The organism is Nonomuraea sp. NPDC049158 (assembly GCF_040648335.1).
Taxonomy (GTDB): domain Bacteria; phylum Actinomycetota; class Actinomycetes; order Streptosporangiales; family Streptosporangiaceae; genus Nonomuraea.
Genome location: NZ_JBEZDM010000016.1, coordinates 36,088 through 54,501, shown reverse-complemented (window position 1 = coordinate 54,501; position 18,414 = coordinate 36,088). Strand labels below are relative to the sequence as shown.

Sequence of the window (18,414 nt, the reverse complement as noted above, 5' to 3'; positions counted from 1 at the left end):
CAGGGGGAGTTTCATGTCTCAGGGACCCGTCGACGCCTCGCAGGTGCCACGCTTCGCGGGGCCCGACACCTATGCCCGGCTGCCCCGCATCGACCAGGTGGAGCGGGCCGATGTCGCGATCGTGGGCGTGCCGTTCGACAGCGGGGTCTCCTACCGTCCCGGCGCCCGTTTCGGCCCGGCCGCGGTGCGTCAGGGCAGCAAGCTGATCAGGCCCTACAACCCGGCGCTGGACGTCTCGCCGTTCGCCGACCTCCAGGTCGCCGACGCCGGGGACATCGCGTGCAACCCGTTCGACATCGGCCAGGCCATCGACACGATCGAGCAGGCCGCCGGGGAGTTCGACGCCAAGCTCGTCACCATCGGCGGCGACCACACCATCGCGCTGCCGCTCCTGCGTGACGTACACCGCAAGCACGGGCCGGTGGCGCTGCTGCACTTCGACGCCCACCTGGACACCTGGGACACCTACTTCGGCGCCGAATACACCCACGGCACGCCGTTCCGCCGCGCGGTGGAGGAGGGCATCCTCGACACCGAGGCGCTCAGCCATGTCGGCATCAGAGGGCCGCTGTACGGCAAGGCCGACCTGGACGAGGACCGCAGGCTCGGCTTCGGCATCGTCACCTCGGCCGACGTCATGCGACGCGGCCCCGACGAGATCGCCGAGGCTCTGCGCCAGCGGATCGGCGACCGCCCGCTCTACATCTCCGTCGACATCGACGCGCTCGACCCCGCCCACGCTCCGGGCACGGGCACCCCGGAGGCGGGCGGCCTGACCAGCCGCGAGCTGCTGGAGATCCTGCGCGGGCTGTCGGGCTGCAACCTGGTCGGCGCCGATGTGGTGGAGGTGGCCCCCGCCTACGACCACGCCGAGATCACCTCGGTCGCGGCGGCGCACGTCGCCTACGACCTGATCAGCCTGTTCGCGCTGGGGAAGCGGGCATGAGGACCGGGGGAGACCTGGTCGCCGAGACCCTGGTCGCGCTCGGCGCCACGACCGTGTTCGGCGAGCCCGGTCAGCACGCGCTCGCCATGTTCGACGCGCTGCGCCGCTCGCCGCTGCGCTACGTCGGCTGCCGCACCGAACTGGGCGTCGCCTTCGCCGCCGACGGCCATGCCCGGGCCACCGGGACCGTGACCCCGTTCATGGTCTCCACCGGCCCCGGCGCGCTGGCGACCCTGCCCGCCCTGATGGAGTCGCGGCTGGCCTGCGCGCCGGTGGTCGGCATCTCCAGCCAGATCCCCTCCGACGGGCTGGGCGGCCGCAGGAAGGGCTACCTCCACGAGCTGCCCGACCAGGCGGCCTCCTTCCGGGGCGTGGCCACCTCGGTGCAGGTCGTACGGGCGGCTTCACAGATCCCCTCCGCCCTGGCCCTGGCCTGGGAGGCGGCGCTCAGCGTGCCACAAGGTCCCGCGTGGGTGGAGATCCCGCAGGACATCCTGCTCGCGCCGACGGACATCCCGGTGGTGACCGACCTGAGCGTGCGTCCGCGCACCCCGCAACCCCGTGCCGAGCTGGTACGGCAGGCCGTACAGGCGCTCGACGCCGCGTCGAACCCCGTCATCCTGGCCGGCGGCGGGGTCGCGCTGTCCGGGGCGGGGCCGGAGCTCCTCGCCTTGGCCGAGCGGCTGCGCGCCCCGGTGGCCACCACGTTCGCCGCGAAGGGCGCCTTCCCCCGCGAGCACCCGCTGTCGCTGCAGTCGTGGCTGGAGGACCGCTTCGTCACCGAGTTCCTCGAAGAGGCGGACGTGCTGCTGGTCGCCGGTTCGGGGCTGGGGGAGCTGTCCAGCAACTACCACACGATGCGCCCGCGGGGCCGCGTCATCCACATCGAGGCCGACCCCGGCAAGCTGGAGGCCAACACGAGCGGTTCGCTCGCCGTACACGCCGACGCCAAGGCGACGCTGGGCGCGCTCGCCGAGGCGGTGCGGCCCAGGGAAGGGGACGGGCGCGCGGAAGCGGCCGTGGCGGACGTGCTGCGGCGGGTGCGCGAGCGGCTCAGCGGCCACGAGCAGGAGTTCGCGCTCCTGGAGTCGATCCCGTCCGACGCGCTGTCGTTCTGGGACATGACCATCCTCACCTACTGGGCGTGGTCGGCCTTCCCCGGCCACATGTGGTCGGCGCAGGGCGCGGGCGGCCTCGGGTACGCACTGCCCGCCGCAGTAGGCGCGGCGGCCTCGGGACAGCGCGCGCTCGCGATCTCGGGCGACGGCGGCGCGATGTACGGCCTGGCGGAACTGGCCACCATGCGCCAGCACGACCTGGACGTCACCTGGCTGATCGTCGACGACGGGGGCTACGGCATCCTGCGCGAGTACATGACCGGCGCGTTCGGCACCCCTACCGGCACCGAACTGGTCAGGCCGGACTTCGCCGCCCTGGCCGCGTCGTTCGGGGTCCCCGCCCGCGTCGCCACCCCCGCGTCCCTGGCTGACGAGCTCGGCGATGCCCTGGCCGAGCCGGGCCCGAACGTCGTGATCCTGCGCGCCGGACCTCGCATGTTCGCCAGTACCTGATCAGGCTCTCGCCAGCCGGTATTGGGCGGGCGTGACGCCGTACGAGCGGGTGAACCAGCGAGTGAGATGGGCCTGGTCGGTGAATCCGACCTCGCTCGCGACCCGGGCGGCGGGCCGTCCCCGGGCGAGCAGGCGGCGGGCGGCACGCAGGCGCAGTTGGCGCTGGTAGTCGCTGGGCGCCAGCCCGTAGGTCGCGCGGAAGGCCCGATAGACGGCGTACCGGCTGGAGCCGGTCCATGCCGCGAGGTCGTCGGCGTTGATCGGCTCGGTGTAGCAGTCGTGGATCAGCTCGCGTGCCTTCGCGGCGAGATATGCGGCAGTGGCCGCGCGGGGGGTGGTGGGTGGTTCGGGGGGTCTACGGGCGGTAAGGCGTACGAGGGCGGCGATCGTGCCGGAGAGCAGTTCGTCGCGCTCGAGCGGGTCGGCGCCGCCCAGCAGCGCGGTGTGCAGGCCGCGTAGCCGCGTCGCGAGCGCGGGAGAGTTGAGGACCGGGCTGGCGAACAGCGGCAGTCCGGCGGGGCGCTGACTCACGTCGGCGAGGACGTCGGTGATCAGCTCCTGACCGATGTGCACGATCCGATAGGTGAACCCCAGCTCATGGGCCGCGTGCCCGTCGTGGACCTCGTCGGGGTTGAACACCATGACCATCCCGGCCGCGCTCGTATGCCCGGCGCCGCGGCAGGTGAAGGTCTGCGCGCCCTGCTCGGTGACACCGAAGGAGTAGGTCTCGTGGCTGTGGCGGTGATAGCGGTGGCTGAGGAAGCGCGCGTACATGGCCTCCAGCGGCATCTCGGCCGAGCGCCAGTAGCTGGTCCACTCCCGGGCCGTATGGCCCCTGCCGGTCATCTCGTCATCACCTCGTTCCGGTCGCGGCGCACGAGCGTACAAGACCTGCCCATCGTCTGGAGCACAGGATGGTCGCTGCTGTCGCGCCCGCCTCCTCGGCCCCAGGGCGCGGAAAGATCGCGTCGCGGAAGGTTCCCCATGGCAGACACGGAAACGAGTGGCGCGGGCCGGACCCGGCCCTACCTGCTGCTGTCCATGACGATGCTGTTGTGGGGAAGCGGCTTCAGCAGCTCCAAGGTGATCGTGGATCACCTGCCCCACTCCGTGGTCGCGACGCTGCGTTTCGGCGGTGGAGCCCTGGCACTCCTGATCGCTCTGCGGTTGACCCGGCAGCGCGGCGATGCCCGCCGGCGCTCGTCGCCGCGGGACTGGGCACGGGCCGCCGGGGCGGGCGTGATCGGGGTCTTCGTCTACAACCTGCTCTTCTTCTGGGGGCTGTCCCTCGCGCCGGCGATCGACGGAAGCATCATCGTCCCGGTCATGAGTCCCGTACTGACCACCACCTTTCTGCTGATCACGCGGAAGGAGAACGCGTCGGTCGCGCGGGTGGCCGGGTTGGCGACCGGAGCGGTCGGCGCGCTGATCTTCTTCGCGGGTTCGGCCGGAGTCGCGGGCGCGGGCCAGGCCCGGCTCATCGGTGATCTGCTGTTCCTGCTCAGCGCCTGCTGCTGGGCGGCGTTCACGCTGTCCGGCCGCCGCGTGCTGGCCGGCATCGAGCCGCTCAAGGCGACGACGTACGCGACGCTGAGCGGGGCGGTGCTGCTGGCGATCTACAGTGCGCCGGCGGCCACCGAGGTCGCCTGGCCCGATGTGCCCGCCTACGTCTGGCTGAACGTGGTCTTCGTGGCGCTCGGCCCGACCGCGGTGGCGAACCTGCTCTACTACCGGGGCATTCACGCCGTGGGTCCCGCGTCGGCGTCGATCATGATGTTCGTCGTGCCCGTCGTCGGAACCGCGTGCTCGGCCGTGTTCCTGGGGGAATCCTTCGATACGGTGCAGGCCACGGGAGCGGCCGTGCTCCTCGTCGGCGCGGTCCTCGCCGTCACGCAGGGCAGGCTCCGGGCGCGGCGACCTGACACCGCCGCTCGGCAGCCCACCTCGTGATCGCATCGGATGGCGACGCCGCGCCGATATGCGTGGCATATGCGAGTGATATGCGGCCCCTCGATTAACTTCTCCTTCGGGTTCGCCCTGTAGGCGGCCTTCCCTTCCGATAGAACGGGATCACCATGTCGCCGACGTAGTCCTGTCCCCACAGGGCTCTCGGCATCAAGGAACTGAGCGCCTAAGCGTCTCCCCCCATACGCACCTGTTCAGAAAGAAGTGAGCATGCTCGCAACCGGCAGGCCCACCTGGCCGAAGACCCTTAGATTCGCCGTCCTTGCCGCGTCGGTCACTTTCGCGGCGGCGACGTTGATTCCCCAGGCCGCCTCGGCACAGAGCACCAGCGCCCTGGCCGTGTCCCACAAGAGCCCGTTCAACTGTGGGAAGACCTTCAACGCCAACAACTGGACCCCCACCCACAACCCCGCGGGCTCCATCGACTGGCAGAACTATGGCAGCGACACCATCAACGGTGAGACCGTACGGGCCACCGCCGCCGGCACCGCGACGTTCTACAACGCGGGAAACACCAGCTACGGCAAGTGGGTGGAGATCCGTCACAGCGACGGCACCAGAACCCGGTACGCCCACCTCGCGACCATGGTGAAGTCCGCCGGCGCCACCATGAGCGTCGGCCAGGGCACCACGATCGGCACCGTCGGCTCGACGGGTGGCTCCAAAGCTCCGCACCTGCACTACGAACAGCGGACCTCCGGCGGCGCGATGGACACCAGCCCGACGGTGGAGGGCGTGACCGTGTCGTTGGGCCAGAAGAAGGCCATCAAGAGCACCAACGGTTGCGGCGGCGGCGGCAACCCCAACCCCAACCCCAACACCCCCGAGAGCGTCTGCGGCAGCGGGTTCACGGTCATCGACTCGGCCGCCCTGACCGGTGGCCGCACCTACCTGCTGTACAACGCGGGCAACTCCAACAACTGCGTCGTGACGATGAAGACGACGAGCCTCGGCACGGCGTCGGCGGTGTCGGCCTTCCTGGAGCCGCAAGGGGTGACCAGGACGACCGACTCGGGCAGCTTCGAGTACTACGCGGGACCGGTCAAGCGCAGCGCGCCCGGGAAGTGCGTCAAGTGGGGCGGCTCGATCGGCAGCAGCACGTACACCAGCGGCTTCGAGCACTGCGACTAACCTGATGGCCGGTCGCTGAAACGTTCTGTCGAGGGCCACTACCCCATCACGGGTAGTGGCCTTTGACGTGCGGTGAGGGTACGCACGGCGGCCGCCAGCGCCGCCACCCCTTCGACGATTCGGCCCTCGGCCAGGCCGCCGTAGCCGAGGATCAGCCCCTGCCGTCCTGGCCCGGCCAGCCGGTACGGCCCGACGCCGGCGACGCGGACGCCGTGACCGGCGGCGGCGGCCACCACGTCGGCCTCGCGCACACCGTCCGGGAGCCAGACCACGACGTGCAGCCCGGCCGCCACCCCGGTGGGCTCGAAGCCGGGCAGGGACTCGGCGAGCCGGGCGAGCAGGACGTCGCGGCGGCGCCGGTAGACGGGGCGCATCCGGCGCAGGTGTCGGTCGAGCTCGCCGCGTACGAGGAAGTCGGCGAAGGCGAGCTGTTCGATGGCCGGCGAGCCGCGATCGGCCAGCAGCTTGGCCTCGGCGTCGTAGTCGTCCTCCACGACGACCGCGCCACGGCCTCGGGCCCACCGGACCACCTCCGTCCTCGCCTGGGCCGGCAGCACGCCACCGAGCGGCCACTGGTGCGAAGGGGTGAGGACGACCAGATCGGCGTCCGCGCGCTCCAGGGCGGCCGGCTCGATGCCCTCGCCGGTCACCGGCAGGGGGACGACGTCCAGCCCGTGCGCCTGCGCGAGCAGCCGTACGTCGTCCGACGACGGGTCCTCCACCGCGACCCGGCGCGCGCCGCGGCCGGCGAGCACACTCGTGATCAGTGCGACCGCCTGCCCGTAGCCGCTGGTGATGAGCACCTGCGCGGGGTCGGCGGAAGTGCTGCGGCCGCGGTTGAGGTAGTCGGCCAGGGCCGTGCGCAGCTCGGGCATCCCGTACCCGTCGGGGTAGTTGAGCCGGCTGTGCGGCGCGTCGGTCAGCACCCGCCTCAGCGAGCGCAACCAGGCCGCGCGGGGGAAGCTGGCCGGGTCGATGCGGCCGTACCCGAAGTCGATCCGCGGGCCGGCGGCCTGCGGCGGCGTGGGCAATTCGGCCGCCTGACCCCGTACGGCGGCCACCCGCGTGTAGGAGCCGGGCGTGCTGGTGAGGTAGCCCTCGGCGAGGAGTTGGTCGTAGGCGTTCACGACGACGCCTCGGGAGACGCCGAGTTCGGTGGCGAGCCGGCGCGAGGCGGGGAGCGAGGCGCCGTGGCGCAGCCGGCCCGCGCGGATGGCGTCGCGCAGGGCTGCCTCGATCTGCCGGTGCAGCGGCGTGGCGCCGGTCCGGTCCAGCTCCACGAGCAGGTCGTGCACCAGGGTCGAGTTCACCGCGCTCACCCGTCGCAGCGTAGCGGGGGCTGGGGCCTCAACCGGCGGCGAAAGCGCCGACGGAGGCCGCGCACAACAGCAGTCCCGCGGCGTGCGCCAGGCTGGTCCGCTCCCGCAGCACCAGGGCGGCCAGGGCGACCGTGAAGGCAGGGTAGAGGGAGGTGATGACGGCCGAGACGGTGAGTGTCGCCTCGCGGGTGGCCAGGAAGTACGAGACGGTCGCGCCCACTCCCAGAACTCCAGTCCAGACCGCCGCCCACGGCACCCGCGCCGCTCCGGCGGTGGGTGTTGCCTCGGTGGCCTGGGCCGCGTCGGCGATCCGCGCCGCGCCGACGGGCTGGGCCGCGCCGACGGGCTGGGCCGCGCCGACGGGTTGGGCCGCCCGCGCGGGCTGGCCCCGACGGCTGGTCAGCGCGAAGACGGCCAGGACGACGACGGCGGACAGCTGGCTCGCGGCCACCGGCCACAACCCCGCTGTGTCCCCCGCCCGGCCGAGGCAGACGAACAGGGCCGCGAAGCCGAGCCCGGCCAGCAGCCCCTCGGCCACCCCGCCACCACCGCCACCAGCGCGCTTGCCCGGCTGCGCGGCGACCAGCCAGATTCCGGGGATGGCCAGACCGACGCCGAGGACCGCGAGCGTCGTGAACTCCCCGCCGGACAGCAGATCGACCGGGATGGGCAGACCGGCCGCGCCGACGGCCGACAGCGGCCCGGCCACGTTCATCCGTCCCCGGGACAGGCCGCGATAGAGGGCCAGCGTCCCGACCGCTCCGCCGAGCCCGGCGCCGATCCCCCAGCTGATCGCGCTCACGCTGAGCTGAGCACTGACGGCGAGGGCGGCGGCCAGGCCGCCGATCGCGGCGGCGGACTGCCCGACGAGCCCGACCAGCGCGTAGTGGGTACGGCGCGACAGCAGCCCACCGAGGAAGTCCGAGGCGCCGTACAGGGCGGCGGCGGCCAGGGCGAGCAGGATGGCCGTCGGCATCAGAGCTCACCACCCAACTGGAGGGTCCGTCCCATGGTCTCGTCCTCTCTCAGGAGTCATAGGGAGTACATGAGCCATGCTCCCGGCGGATTGGACAGCTGGACAGGGCCGATTCCAGTCTGAGACAGAGGTCCGATTTCCACATTCGCTGGGCTGATGATCGACGCGAGCCGCAGGCTGAGGACGTGCCAGAAAACGTCGAAATCGACGAGCAGATCGCCGCCGCAGGTGCCATGGCGCCGGGGCTCGTCGTCATCGAGAGTCTCACCTGTGGCGAACCTGTCAGCCTCACCACCGGCCACACCACCATGGCCGGGCTGAACTGTGGCACCCGGTCCAGCATCGCCTGGCCCTACCTGCGGCGGGGACTGGACGCCGCGGTCGCCATCACTGACGCCGCCGCCGCTCGCGCGGCCGGTGACCTGGTAGAACTCGGTGTTTCAGCGGGCCCGTGCGGGGCCACCGATCACTGAGCAGCAGCGCCCAGACCCTGCCTGCCCGAGCCGGTCCTCGAACGTGCGATTCAGCCGAGGTCCGGATGGGGAACGTAGCGGTCCGGCTGGATCAGTTCGAGGCCCGCGTCGTCGGCCATCAACGTGTCCATGTCCGCGATGCGCCAGCCGGCGCCGAGCAACGTGGGCACGAGAGGATGCGTCCCCGGAACCGCGATCCGGGCGGTGCGCGCCTGGGTGGCGGCGAGGGCGCCGAGCACCGCGTCCGCGCAGTCTTGCGGGGTCGCCCCGCCGCCTGGGCCGATGACGACATCGTGGCCGGTCAGGCAGGCGGCGTAACCTCGGTCCGTCGCGTACATGGTGACGCCCGGCAGAGCGGCGTACCAGGCCAGGGTGGCGCGCCGTACCCCTCCGGAGGCCCGGGCGTCCAGCGCCGCGATGTCGTCCGCGCTCGCTCGCCGCACTGGTGGCGTCGGCAGTCCCGTGGTCGGGCCGGTCAGGTAGAGCAGCGGGGTCCAGGGACGCAGCCCGTACCGGACGTAGAGGGCCATGGCGCGCGGGTCGGACGAGGAGAACGTCACCTTCGGCCCGTTTCCGGAGAGCAACTGCGTGAGCAGGGTCCGGCCCACCCCTGAGGACTGATGCTCGGGCAGCACGAACAGATCGCCCAGGTGGGTGACGGCGCCACGGCGGAGTGTGCCACCGAAGCCGAGCGCTCCACCGGCCTCGTCGGCGGCGAGGAGGAGCGTGCCGAAAGAGCGCTCGGCGTTGAGGAAATCGGGCGTACCAGACCACCCGGCCAGCAGGCCGAACCTCTTGGCGACCTTCCGCACGGCGGGCAGGTCATCGGCTGTCGCGGCCCGAATCACACGTTCTCCATCCGGCTCACTTTAGAACGCCGGTCATTGGCGGACGGGCCGGAGCACCCCGGCCCGTCAGCCGCGTCATCCCACGATGACCGTGAGGTCGAACGTGCCCTGGTGCGGGATGCGGAGGGCGTGGAAGCGGCGGGCGCCGTCGCGGAAGTACCGCACGCTGCCGGCCGCGACGGTCGCCTCCAGCGCGGTGCCCCAGCGGAAACGGATCGTGGTGCGGCCCCGGCGGATGTCGAAGCCGTCGGCGGTGGCCGTGGTCGAGCCGCCGAACGCGGCCTGTGTGCCGTCGGTGAAGGTGAGGACGTCCGTGGGATGGAGGACGAGGGGGACCTGCTCGGTGGCGGCGGCGTTCGCCTTGACCGTGCGCCGGATCGTCCGGCGGGTGACCAGGACGTCCGTGGTGACGTTCGCGTTGGCGTAGCGGATGCCCAAGGCGGCGGGGGGCGGGCCGCCGGTCCACTCCTTGCCACCGGGGGCGCCGTGGAAGTAGGTGGCGGGCAGGGGGCCGTTGGAGTCGGGTGCCTGGCCGGGGAAGACGGTGGCCCAGCAGGCGTAGTTGTTGTCGTTGAGCCCGCAGATGATCGTGCCGGCTTCGGGGTGCCACAGGAAGGTCAGGCCGGTGCGGGCGAGGGAGGCGCGCTCGCCGAAGTAGCCGCCCAGGTACAGGCCGGGCTTGCGGACGTACAGGAAGTCCTGGCCGCGGTCCTTGCGCAGTTCGACGAAGTTGTCGGAGCGCAGGTACGGCAGGTCCGCGATGGCGGCGGCCCGCTGCCGTCTGGTGGGGAACCCCTCGCCGTAGAGGCCGTGGGTGAGGATGCGCGGTGAGGTGTCCTGCTTGGCGAGCGGCGTCACCGGCTCGGTGGACCTGGCCCAGGCGGCGCGGGCCTCGGCGAGGTCCTCGCGGGCGGTCAGGAAGGCCGACAGCAGCGGCACCTGGCGGATGAACGTCCAGTTGAGCGCGGTCCTGTCGGGGTCGGGCCGGACCTCGTCGTACCAGCGGGCGCTGGTGCGGGTGGAGGGGGCGACGTTGACCATGTACCCGGCGCCGTCGGGCTCGCGCAGCAGGTTGTAGGACAGGAAGCCGGTGAAGGCGCGGGCCATGTTCACCAGGTTCGGGTCCGAGGTCTGCTGGTGGGCGTCGGCCATCTCGGGGAGCATGACCTCGAAGTTGTAGTTCATGTCGTGGCCCCCCTTCTCGTGGAAGAAGCCGACGGTGCTCAGACCGGTCGCGGCGAGCCGGGGGAACGCCTCGGTCAGGCCCCTGGCCAGCGCGGGGTCGGGGTCGAGCTTGAGCGCGAGCGCGGCCCCGGCCAGGCCCGAGGTGGTCTGGTTGGCGTAGCCGAGGGGTTCCTGCCAGACGGTGTGGTTGGCGGGGTCCAGGAACCAGGTCATGGCCGTGTGCAACGCGGCGGTGAGCTGGGTCTGCCTCGTGGGCAGCACCTTGGCCGCGCGCAGGATCCGCAGGGTCTTGGCCAGGTAGCCGATGCCGAACCCGGTGGGCGCCAGGCCGTGCTCGTTGCGGCTGTACTCGGGGAAGGAGCCGTCGGGGTGCTGGAGCGACAGGTAGTGGCCGAGCGCCGCGTCGAGCGCGGCCAGCAGGTTCACGTTCCCGGCGTACGGGTTCCACGGGCGGGCGTTGGCGTAGAACCAGGCCAGCGTGAAGACGTGCTCCTGCACGCGGGCGTTGTACGACGCCGCCGGCGAGCGCCACCAGCCGCCGGCGAAGAAGCCGCTGTCGTCCATGTCGTTGACCATGGGCGCGAGGGTGGCCAGGTACGACGCGAAGCGCTGCTCCTGGGGGGCGAACGACGCGCGATTCAGGGCGGACAGCGGCGGCAGGTCGGGAACCGCCGCGAACGAGGTGCCGGGCACGAGCAGGGGGGTGGCGGCCACGGGGAGCAAGGCGGTGGCGCGGAGGAGGGTGCGGCGAGAGAGCATGATCAGCCTTTCAGACCGGTGTGCGCGAGCCCCTCGATGAACTGCCGTTGGGCCAGCACGAAGACGACCAGGATGGGCAGGGCGGTCATCGTGGCGGCGGACAGCTGTACGTTCCACAGGGGCGAGCCGTAGGCGTCGACGAACTGGGTGAGCGCCTGCGGCAGCGTGAACTTCGACGGAGTCGACAGGAACACGATCGGTTCGAGGTACAGATTCCACGAGTGCAGGAACGTGAAGATGGCGACGGCGCCGAGCGCCGGCCTGGCCAGCGGCAACGCCACCCGGCAGAAGGTGCCGAAGCGGCCCAGCCCGTCGACCCTGGCGGCCTCCTCCAGCTCCCCGGGCAGCGTGATGAAGAACTGCCGCATGATGAACGTGGCCAGCACGCTGGGCGCGCCCAGGATCGGCACCAGGATCAGCGGCCAGTGCGTGTCGGTCATCCCCAGCCCGTGGAACATCTGGAACAGCGGGACGATCGTCACCTCGCTGGGGATCAGCAGGCCGACGAGCACGACCAGGAAGAGCACGTTCTGGCCGGGGAAGCGGACGCGGGCGAAGGCGTAGCCGGCCATCGCGGCCACCGCCATCGTGCCGACGGTCACCACCGCGGCGATGTAGAGGCTGTTGAGGTACTGCTGCCCGAACGGCTGCAGCTCGAAGACCCGGCCATAGGTGGAGAAGTCAAACCTGGAGGGCACCAGCGCGGGTGGGAAGGCGAAGATGTCGCTGATCGGCTTCACCGACGAGGTGACCATCCACCAGGTGGGGAAGACGAACGGCACGCACAACACGCACAGCAGCGCGTACAACGCGAGCTTGACCCTACGACTCATGGAAGACCCACTTCCGGCGCAGCCGCCACTGCAGCAACGTCAGCGCCGCGACGATCAGGAACAGCAGGACCGACAGGGTGGCGCCGTAGCCGAGGTGCCGGAACTGGAAGGCCTGCTGGTACAGGTAGTAGACGAGGACGGTGGTGGACATACCTGGCCCGCCCTGGGTGAGCACGGCGATCTGGGCGAAGACCTGCAGCGAGCCGACCACGGTGACGATCGAGGTGAGCAGGATCGTCGGGCTGATCAGGGGCACCGTGATGCGCCGGAACCGGGTCCAGGCGCCGGCGCCGTCGAGCTCCGCCGCCTCGTACAGCTGGCGCGGCACCCCTTGGAGCGCGGCCAGGAACAGGACCATGTTGAGCCCGACGTTCTTGACGACCTGGACGACGACGACCGACAGCAGGGCGGTGGTCTCGCCGCGCAGCCAGTTGGGACCGTCCACGCCCGCCACGCCGAGCACGCCGTTGATGCCGCCGTCCTGCTGGAGCAGGAACTGCCAGACGATGGTCCAGGCGACCAGCGACACCAGCACCGGCGAGAAGAACACCGTCCGGAAGAACGTGGTGCCGCGCAGCCGCTGGTTCAGCAGTATGGCCAGGGCCAGGGCGAGGGCGAGGTTGAGCACGACCAGGCCGACCGAGAACAGCGCGGTGCTGGTCAGCACCTGTCCCATCTTCGGGTCGGCGAGCAGCTTGGCGTAGTTGTCGCCGCCGACGAACTCGAACGTGCCCGCCAGCACGTTCCACTCCTGGAGGCTGTAGTAGACGACCAGGCCGAGCGGCAGCAGGACGAACAGCGCGCTTCCGACGAGCTGCGGCGAGATCATCAGGTAGCCGACGAGGGCGTCGCGCCGGGGGATGGTCCAGAAGCGGCGGGGCCGGGTGGCGGCGCGCTCGGCCACCCGGTTGCCGAGATCTGTCACCGTCACGTCATCCGCCCAGCAACGGCTGGATCTTCGCGCACACGCCGTCCAGCACCGCCTTGACGTCGGCGTCCGGCTTCCACAGCGGGTCGAGCGCGGCTCTGGCGGTCTGCGCCAGCTCGGCCTGCCCCGTGTGGCTGGGCTTGACCACGCCCTTCTCGATGCCGTCGATCACGACTTCCTGGAGCTGGTCGCTGTTCAGCATGGGACTGGTCTTGGCCATGGTGTCGGCGTTCAGCAGGGAGCTACGCGCGGGCGGGAAGTACGCGGCGAGCTTGGCGGAGTTGGCGGCGTTGGCGAAGTAGGCGAGGAAGTCGGTGGCCTGCTCGGCCCTCGGCGACTTCTTCAGCACGCCGATCCCGGCCTGGCCCATGACGGCGTACTTGCCCTTCGGCCCGGCGGGCAGCGGCACCAGGTCCCACTTGAACGTCGCGTCCTTCAGCATGGCGGCGCGGGAGATCTGGGCCACGGCCATCGTGGTGTCGCCCGAGAAGAAGTCGACGGCGGTGCCCGGCCCCGGCATGGACTTGTCGGTGAAGATCGCCTTGTGCACGAACGTCATGGCTTCGACCATCTCGGGAGCGTTGAACTGGCAGGTGGCGCCGTCGTCGCTCCACGCCTTGGCGCCCCAGCCCTGCCAGATGGTGGCGAGGTTGTCCCAGGCCTTGTAGTCGAAGTTGAGGATGGTCAGACCGTTCTTGCCCTTCGCCGCGACGGCCTTGTTGATCTCGTTGGCGTGCTCCCAGTCCCACTGGCCGGCCTTGATCAGCTCGCGCGGCGACTTCTGGCCCGCGGCCTTGACCAGGTCGGTGTTGACGAAGACGCCGAAGGGCGAGGTGGAGAACGGGTAGGCGTACAGCTCGCCGTCGCGCTCCCACAGCCGGGTGGCGGCGGGGACCAGCTCGTCCGCTTTCTCGATCTTGCTCTTGAGCGGGACGAGGGCGCCGGAGCCGACGAAGTCCGGGGCGGAGTTCTCCAGGATCCACGCCAGGTCGGGGGGATTGCCGCCGGCGATCTGCGTGGTCAGCGTGGTGGTGTAGTTCTCGAACGGGATCGGGTCGAAGGTGATCTCGCCGACCTGCGGGTGGGACTTGCGGTACTCGGCGGCGATGTCCTTGAACAGCTTCAGATGGGCCTCGTTGGAGGTCCAGATCGACATGCGCAGCGGCTGGGGGCCCTTCGCGGCCGGCGCGGCGTCACCGCCGCCGCAGGCGGAGACTGTGAGGAGGGCGGTCAGCGTGAGGGCCGCCAGCTTCCCGGGTGCTTTCATGGGGGATTCTCCTTATACGTCAGTAACCGGTGACGTCGGGCCAGCGCAGCTCCACGCCGTCGCCGGCGAGCCGGTGCTGATAGTCGGCCAGGAGCCGCCCGTCCGCGCGCACGGCGTGCGGCGTGGTGGCCTGGTCCAGGCAGAAGGCGGCGAGCGCGCCGGCCGCCTCGCCGACGTTCCACTCCACCGGGTGCAGACGGTAGGCGCCATTGGTGATGTGGGTGGTGCCGATGTTCTTGGAGGCGGGCAGCAGGTTGGTCATCCGCTGCGGGATCAGCGCTCCGAGAGGGATCTCGAACGGGGAGCAGGCGACGTCGATGTAGTTGTCGCCGCCGGTCGAGGGGTGCAGGTCGATGCGGTACATGCCCACGCCCACCGAGTCGTGATAGGAGGCGGCGCCCTTGTCGCCGCGTACCGCCACGGACAGGTCCTGTTCGGTGACGGTGGTCAGGGCCCGGATGCGCCGGGACTCGCGGATGTAGGGGGCCTGGGCGAGCCCGTCGGCGCTGCCGGTGACGTCGCCGCGCAGCCGCAGGCCCGGGTAGCCGGTGCCGCCGTCATGGCGGGGGGCCTCGGTCTGCAGCCAGTACATCACCGACATCGACAGCTCGCGGGCCGCCGCCAGGTGCCGATCGGCGTCCGGCACGTCGATGATCGGCCCTTCCAGGTAGTCGATCATCGGCCAGTTGACCAGCGTGATGTCGCTGTCGTACGTGCCGGGCACGAAGTTGTCACGGGCGGCGATCCTGCGGAACGTCCACAGGTTGCCGTCGCCCGGATTGACCCGCTGGTCGGCCTCCACCAGACGGGGATCGTCACCCGGGTTCGGGGTGAAGGAACGCTCCATGATCTCCAGCGTCCGCGGGCTCGGGCAGCGCCACGACAGCAGCCGGTCACCCCAGAAGGGCGGCTGGTAGGCGCGCCAGAAGTCGTACGAGGCGGGCCTGTCCACGGTGTGGTCGCCGTCCACGTGGTCGATCGCGAAGCACACGGACACGGCCTGCATGTTCATCGGCTGCGCGGTCGCCGGGGCGCTCGGCTCACCGGTCTCGTCCTGCGACTCGAACCCGGTCACGTACTCGGCCCCGGCCAGCGGCAGCAGCTCGCCGGTCTCGGTGGCGTCCAGCACGTACGCCGCCACCGCGGTGATCTCGTCGCCGCTGTCGCGGTGCGCGAGCCGCACGGCCGTGACGCGGTCGCCGTCCACCTCGGCCCCGACCGGCCGGTACGGCTGCAGCACGCGTAACCTGCCCGACCCCCGGTACGGGGCCAGCATCGCCTCGATGACCGCGACGGCGACCCTCGGCTCGTGGCACAACTTGCTGACGTGCCCGGCGCCCGGGTTCAGCTCCCGCCACGCCCGCGCCCGCTCGGTCAGCGGATAGTGGTCGCGGTAGTAGCGCCGGATGCCGTCGCGCAGCGCGCGGTAGCTCGCCGTGACGCCGAACCGCTCCACCCAGGTGTGCTCGTCCGGGGGTACGGCCTGGCTGGTGAGCTGCCCGCCCAGCCAGTCGTACTCCTCGGTGAGCACCACCGAGCGCCCGGCCCGCAGCAGGGCCAGCGCGGCGGCCACGCCGCCCAGGCCGCCACCGACGACGAGCGCGTCTGCCGATATCTCAACCACGTGGGGGTTTACCTCTCCTCAAGTACGGTCTGTGTCAGGTACGGGGGCCAGAAGTACGGTCTGTGTCAGGTACGGGGGCCAGAAGTACGGTCTGTGTCAGGTACGGGGGCCAGGGTGGAGCCTTCGACCAGCTCGCACGCCAGCAGTTCCTGCGGAACACCACCGCGTTCCAGCACCCCGGTAAGCAACTCGACGGCCCTGCGCCCCATCTCCCGCCGGGGAATGCGGAACCCGGTGAAGTCGATGTCGGTCGACACCGGCCTGGTGGAGGCGCCCAGCGCGAGGATGGACAGGTCGCGCGGCACGTCCAGGCCACGGGCCCGGGCCATCTCGACGATGGCCACGCCGTCGGCCAGCTCCTCGGCGAACACCACGGTCGCACCGGAGTCGAACAGCCCGTCCGCGGTGGTCAGATGCAGCCCTTCGACACCGGTCGCGGCCACACCTTCGGTGAAACCACGCAGCCGGTCGGCGAAGGACTCCGCGCCCTTCCCCGCTCCGACATAGGCCATCCGGCGGTGCCCGAGCGCCGCCGCCCGCTCGACCAGCGCACGCACGGTCGGCGGGTAGTCCGCTCCGACGTACGGCACCGGCCCGCCGGCGTCGTCCCGGCGCCCGACCGAGACGAACGGAATGCCGTCGGTCAGCAGCCGAGACAGGTCGTCCGGGTCGATCGTCCGGCCGAGCAGGACGCACCCGTCAGCCAGCCGAATCCGGCTCTCCCCGCTGAAGATCCGCCGCCGCTCACCCTGCTCCACCTTGGCACTGGTGAACAGCAGCAGGTCACAGCCCGCCTCCTCGGCACACTCCTCGATGCCGACCAGGAACGGATGGTAGAAATCAGCACCTTCCGCCGGGAAGACGGCCTCGTAGGTGAACACGCCGTAGATGCGGTTACGCCGCTCGGCCAGCCCGCGCGCCGCCGGGTCGGCCACGTATCCGGTCTCCCTGATCACTTGGAGTACTCGGTCGCGGGTTTCGGGCGAGATCCGCACCTCGCCGTCGGCCCTGCCATTGAGCACCAGGGACACGGTCGTCTGGCTCACTCCAGTCATGCGCGCGATGTCCTGCTGCGTCAGACGCCGCCCTGAACCAGTCACTGTGCGTATCACCCATCGTCCTGCTAATGCGCATTAGTTCGGTCATTGTGAAACCGGACATAAGAGGATGTCAAGGGGTAATAGCTGAAGTAATCCGTATTATCAGCAGCGCTGGGCTTCGCGGGCGTGACGACACCCAGTAACGCCGCCAAAACCCGCCGACGGTATCTGACCAGGCCTTCCGAGCCCGTAAACCTCGACGCCTTTGGCCGCCAGCAGACGGGCGGTCCCAGCTACTGTGCGGCGAACGGACAGATGGACGGACCGAGGAGCGAACGAGTGAGTAGGAAGCCGGCAACCGACCCGGCGGCTCTCCGGAGCGCCGCGAACGATCAACTGGCAAGTACGGAAGGAGCATGGGCCGGGGGAGTCACCTCTGTTGAGGGGTTCCTGCGACGGGTCGTTGCCGATCTCGACCGAATGCCTGTGTTGAGCGTTCACGATGCTGTCGCTGGTCACAGATGCCGCTCCTCCGGGATGGGAGGAGGAGTTTCGGCAGATCGGCCAGGCGCTCGATCGGCATGATGTCGCCCTGCTCGGTTCTCAGGTCCTCAGCTTGCCGTTAGAGGCCGGGCTGCGGGTGGAAACGAACCTCGGCAGCCCGCCGTACAGCGTGTTCGATGCCTGGTTCCACTGGATGGACTGATACATCGTGACGGATCACGCTGATCGCTGGTCGGTGGGGGTGGCGCGCAGTTGAGCCAGGTCCAGTTCGATGCGGCGTCCGTGGACGGTCACGACGATGCTGGCGCCTTCGGCTCCCGTTGCCGTGAGGTAGTCGAACAGAGTGGACAGCAGCATGTCGCTGCGATTCTCCAGCCGGGACACCACAGCCTGTCCCACACCGAGTCTCTTGGCCACTTCGACCTGGGTCATCTGTCCGGCTTTGCGGATCATCGCTAGGTTCATGGCATAGGCGCGGTCCATTTCCTCGGCCGCCTCGTGCGCCTGGGCCACGTCAGCGGCGAGTTCGGGATCGGCGAGCAGTCGGTCCAGGTGTTCGTTGCCGCGGACGAAGGTGTTGTCAGGCTCGGTCATGGCTTCTCCTCAAACGCTGTCTCCCGTTTCCACTGATCGATCAGCCCGTCCGCGCGTGCGGCCACGCTGTCGTAGAATAGATCGCCCAGCTTGGCCTTGTCCCCGGCGAACAAGGCCACGACGACCTTCCCGGTGTTCGGTGGAAACCAGCAGATCAATCGCACCGCCACCTCCGGATGGTAGGCGTGCGACACCCGCCACAGCTGATGACGGCGTGACTGGCGAACCCACCGCAGTGTGGCCGTTTCCGCATCCGGGGTGAGTGGTCCAGTCATATTCCGAAGCTGATCCAGGGCGCGGGCGGTGAACACCAGGAGCAGCCGCGACCGCTGGTCGCCGGCGCGGGCTTCTGCTTCGAGCCGGTCAAGCCACGCACCGAATTCGGCTGGCCAGTCAATGTCCACATACTCCACTATGCCATCGGAGTCATATGCCCTTCAAGTCATATCGT

The 18,414-nt window shown here is 70.3% G+C and carries 18 protein-coding genes; 6 read left to right on the top strand and 12 right to left on the bottom strand.

Features of this window, described 5'->3' with window-relative positions:
* Positions 1–13: 13 nt before the first annotated feature.
* The gene (gene speB / locus AB0B61_RS30910; RefSeq protein ID WP_358439136.1) at positions 14–946 is read left to right on the top strand and encodes an agmatinase; all 933 of its coding nucleotides are present in this window, start codon (positions 14–16) and stop codon (positions 944–946) included.
* Positions 943–2,517 (top strand): thiamine pyrophosphate-binding protein, encoded by a 1,575-nt coding sequence (locus tag AB0B61_RS30905; RefSeq protein WP_358439133.1) that lies wholly within the window; start codon positions 943–945, stop codon positions 2,515–2,517. Before speB ends, AB0B61_RS30905 begins: the two co-directional genes overlap by 4 nt.
* Here the strand turns inward: AB0B61_RS30905 and AB0B61_RS30900 are convergent, their stop codons facing one another.
* A complete protein-coding gene (locus AB0B61_RS30900; RefSeq protein WP_358439130.1) occupies positions 2,518–3,363 on the bottom strand; it encodes an AraC family transcriptional regulator in 846 nt (281 codons plus the stop codon). It lies immediately after the preceding gene.
* A gap of 138 nt (positions 3,364–3,501) precedes the next feature.
* Here AB0B61_RS30900 and AB0B61_RS30895 point away from each other — a divergent pair, with 138 nt between their 5' ends.
* Together AB0B61_RS30895 and AB0B61_RS30890 are read left to right on the top strand one after the other, a co-directional pair.
* The gene (locus AB0B61_RS30895) at positions 3,502–4,467 is read left to right on the top strand and encodes a DMT family transporter (RefSeq protein ID WP_358439128.1); all 966 of its coding nucleotides are present in this window, start codon (positions 3,502–3,504) and stop codon (positions 4,465–4,467) included.
* Between the two features lie 225 nt (positions 4,468–4,692).
* Positions 4,693–5,613 carry a M23 family metallopeptidase gene (locus AB0B61_RS30890; RefSeq protein ID WP_358439125.1) on the top strand — a complete coding sequence of 307 codons (921 nt, stop codon included), beginning with the start codon at positions 4,693–4,695 and terminating at the stop codon, positions 5,611–5,613.
* Positions 5,614–5,651: 38 nt separating this feature from the next.
* Here AB0B61_RS30890 and AB0B61_RS30885 read toward each other — a convergent pair whose 3' ends face one another.
* The gene (locus AB0B61_RS30885; RefSeq protein ID WP_358439123.1) at positions 5,652–6,932 is read right to left on the bottom strand and encodes a PLP-dependent aminotransferase family protein; all 1,281 of its coding nucleotides are present in this window, start codon (positions 6,930–6,932) and stop codon (positions 5,652–5,654) included.
* Between the two features lie 28 nt (positions 6,933–6,960).
* Entirely contained in the window at positions 6,961–7,908 is a 948-nt protein-coding gene (locus tag AB0B61_RS30880) for an EamA family transporter (RefSeq protein ID WP_358439120.1), read from the bottom strand.
* A gap of 185 nt (positions 7,909–8,093) precedes the next feature.
* Here AB0B61_RS30880 and AB0B61_RS30875 point away from each other — a divergent pair, with 185 nt between their 5' ends.
* Positions 8,094–8,381 (top strand): hypothetical protein, encoded by a 288-nt coding sequence (locus AB0B61_RS30875; RefSeq protein WP_358439118.1) that lies wholly within the window; start codon positions 8,094–8,096, stop codon positions 8,379–8,381.
* A 50-nt stretch (positions 8,382–8,431) separates the two neighbouring features.
* On the opposite strand, the gene AB0B61_RS30870 is transcribed toward AB0B61_RS30875, so the two are convergent.
* From AB0B61_RS30870 to AB0B61_RS30840, 7 genes are all read right to left on the bottom strand, one after another.
* Positions 8,432–9,229 carry a GNAT family N-acetyltransferase gene (locus AB0B61_RS30870; RefSeq protein WP_358439115.1) on the bottom strand — a complete coding sequence of 266 codons (798 nt, stop codon included), beginning with the start codon at positions 9,227–9,229 and terminating at the stop codon, positions 8,432–8,434.
* A 75-nt stretch (positions 9,230–9,304) separates the two neighbouring features.
* Positions 9,305–11,173, bottom strand: coding sequence for a hypothetical protein (locus tag AB0B61_RS30865; RefSeq protein WP_358439112.1), 1,869 nt, complete (start codon positions 11,171–11,173; stop codon positions 9,305–9,307).
* Between the two features lie 2 nt (positions 11,174–11,175).
* Complete coding sequence (locus AB0B61_RS30860) at positions 11,176–12,006, bottom strand: carbohydrate ABC transporter permease (RefSeq protein WP_358439109.1); 831 nt, start codon at positions 12,004–12,006, stop codon at positions 11,176–11,178.
* Positions 11,996–12,937: a sugar ABC transporter permease gene (locus AB0B61_RS30855; protein ID WP_358439106.1), complete on the bottom strand. Its 942-nt coding sequence runs from the start codon at positions 12,935–12,937 to the stop codon at positions 11,996–11,998. The genes AB0B61_RS30860 and AB0B61_RS30855 overlap by 11 nt, the downstream gene beginning before the upstream one ends.
* 1 nt (position 12,938) lies before the next feature.
* On the bottom strand, positions 12,939–14,201 hold the full coding sequence (locus AB0B61_RS30850; RefSeq protein ID WP_358439104.1) for a sugar ABC transporter substrate-binding protein: 1,263 nt from the start codon (positions 14,199–14,201) through the stop codon (positions 12,939–12,941).
* A gap of 19 nt (positions 14,202–14,220) precedes the next feature.
* Positions 14,221–15,825, bottom strand: a complete 1,605-nt coding sequence (locus AB0B61_RS30845) for an FAD-dependent oxidoreductase (RefSeq protein ID WP_358439101.1) — start codon at positions 15,823–15,825, stop codon at positions 14,221–14,223.
* A gap of 65 nt (positions 15,826–15,890) precedes the next feature.
* Positions 15,891–16,925, bottom strand: a complete 1,035-nt coding sequence (locus AB0B61_RS30840) for a LacI family DNA-binding transcriptional regulator (RefSeq protein ID WP_358439098.1) — start codon at positions 16,923–16,925, stop codon at positions 15,891–15,893.
* A gap of 442 nt (positions 16,926–17,367) precedes the next feature.
* Between AB0B61_RS30840 and AB0B61_RS30835 the strand changes: the two genes are divergently transcribed.
* The gene (locus AB0B61_RS30835) at positions 17,368–17,571 is read left to right on the top strand and encodes a hypothetical protein (RefSeq protein ID WP_358439096.1); all 204 of its coding nucleotides are present in this window, start codon (positions 17,368–17,370) and stop codon (positions 17,569–17,571) included.
* Between the two features lie 14 nt (positions 17,572–17,585).
* Here AB0B61_RS30835 and AB0B61_RS30830 read toward each other — a convergent pair whose 3' ends face one another.
* Positions 17,586–17,963 carry a helix-turn-helix domain-containing protein gene (locus AB0B61_RS30830; RefSeq protein ID WP_358439094.1) on the bottom strand — a complete coding sequence of 126 codons (378 nt, stop codon included), beginning with the start codon at positions 17,961–17,963 and terminating at the stop codon, positions 17,586–17,588.
* Complete coding sequence (locus AB0B61_RS30825) at positions 17,960–18,367, bottom strand: hypothetical protein (RefSeq protein ID WP_358439091.1); 408 nt, start codon at positions 18,365–18,367, stop codon at positions 17,960–17,962. Before AB0B61_RS30825 ends, AB0B61_RS30830 begins: the two co-directional genes overlap by 4 nt.
* Between the last annotated feature and the right edge of the window lie 47 nt (positions 18,368–18,414).

Bases quoted from the DNA above. Each gene is read 5' to 3' on its own strand.
- speB (WP_358439136.1), top strand. From the start codon at position 14: ATGTCTCAGGGACCCGTCGACGCCTCGCAGGTGCCACGCTTCGCGGGG.
- AB0B61_RS30905 (WP_358439133.1), top strand. From the start codon at position 943: ATGAGGACCGGGGGAGACCTGGTCGCCGAGACCCTGGTCGCGCTCGGC.
- AB0B61_RS30900 (WP_358439130.1), bottom strand. From the start codon at position 3,363: ATGACCGGCAGGGGCCATACGGCCCGGGAGTGGACCAGCTACTGGCGC.
- AB0B61_RS30895 (WP_358439128.1), top strand. From the start codon at position 3,502: ATGGCAGACACGGAAACGAGTGGCGCGGGCCGGACCCGGCCCTACCTG.
- AB0B61_RS30890 (WP_358439125.1), top strand. From the start codon at position 4,693: ATGCTCGCAACCGGCAGGCCCACCTGGCCGAAGACCCTTAGATTCGCC.
- AB0B61_RS30880 (WP_358439120.1), bottom strand. From the start codon at position 7,908: ATGCCGACGGCCATCCTGCTCGCCCTGGCCGCCGCCGCCCTGTACGGC.
- AB0B61_RS30865 (WP_358439112.1), bottom strand. From the start codon at position 11,173: ATGCTCTCTCGCCGCACCCTCCTCCGCGCCACCGCCTTGCTCCCCGTG.
- AB0B61_RS30860 (WP_358439109.1), bottom strand. From the start codon at position 12,006: ATGAGTCGTAGGGTCAAGCTCGCGTTGTACGCGCTGCTGTGCGTGTTG.
- AB0B61_RS30850 (WP_358439104.1), bottom strand. From the start codon at position 14,201: ATGAAAGCACCCGGGAAGCTGGCGGCCCTCACGCTGACCGCCCTCCTC.
- AB0B61_RS30835 (WP_358439096.1), top strand. From the start codon at position 17,368: ATGCTGTCGCTGGTCACAGATGCCGCTCCTCCGGGATGGGAGGAGGAG.
- AB0B61_RS30830 (WP_358439094.1), bottom strand. From the start codon at position 17,963: ATGACCGAGCCTGACAACACCTTCGTCCGCGGCAACGAACACCTGGAC.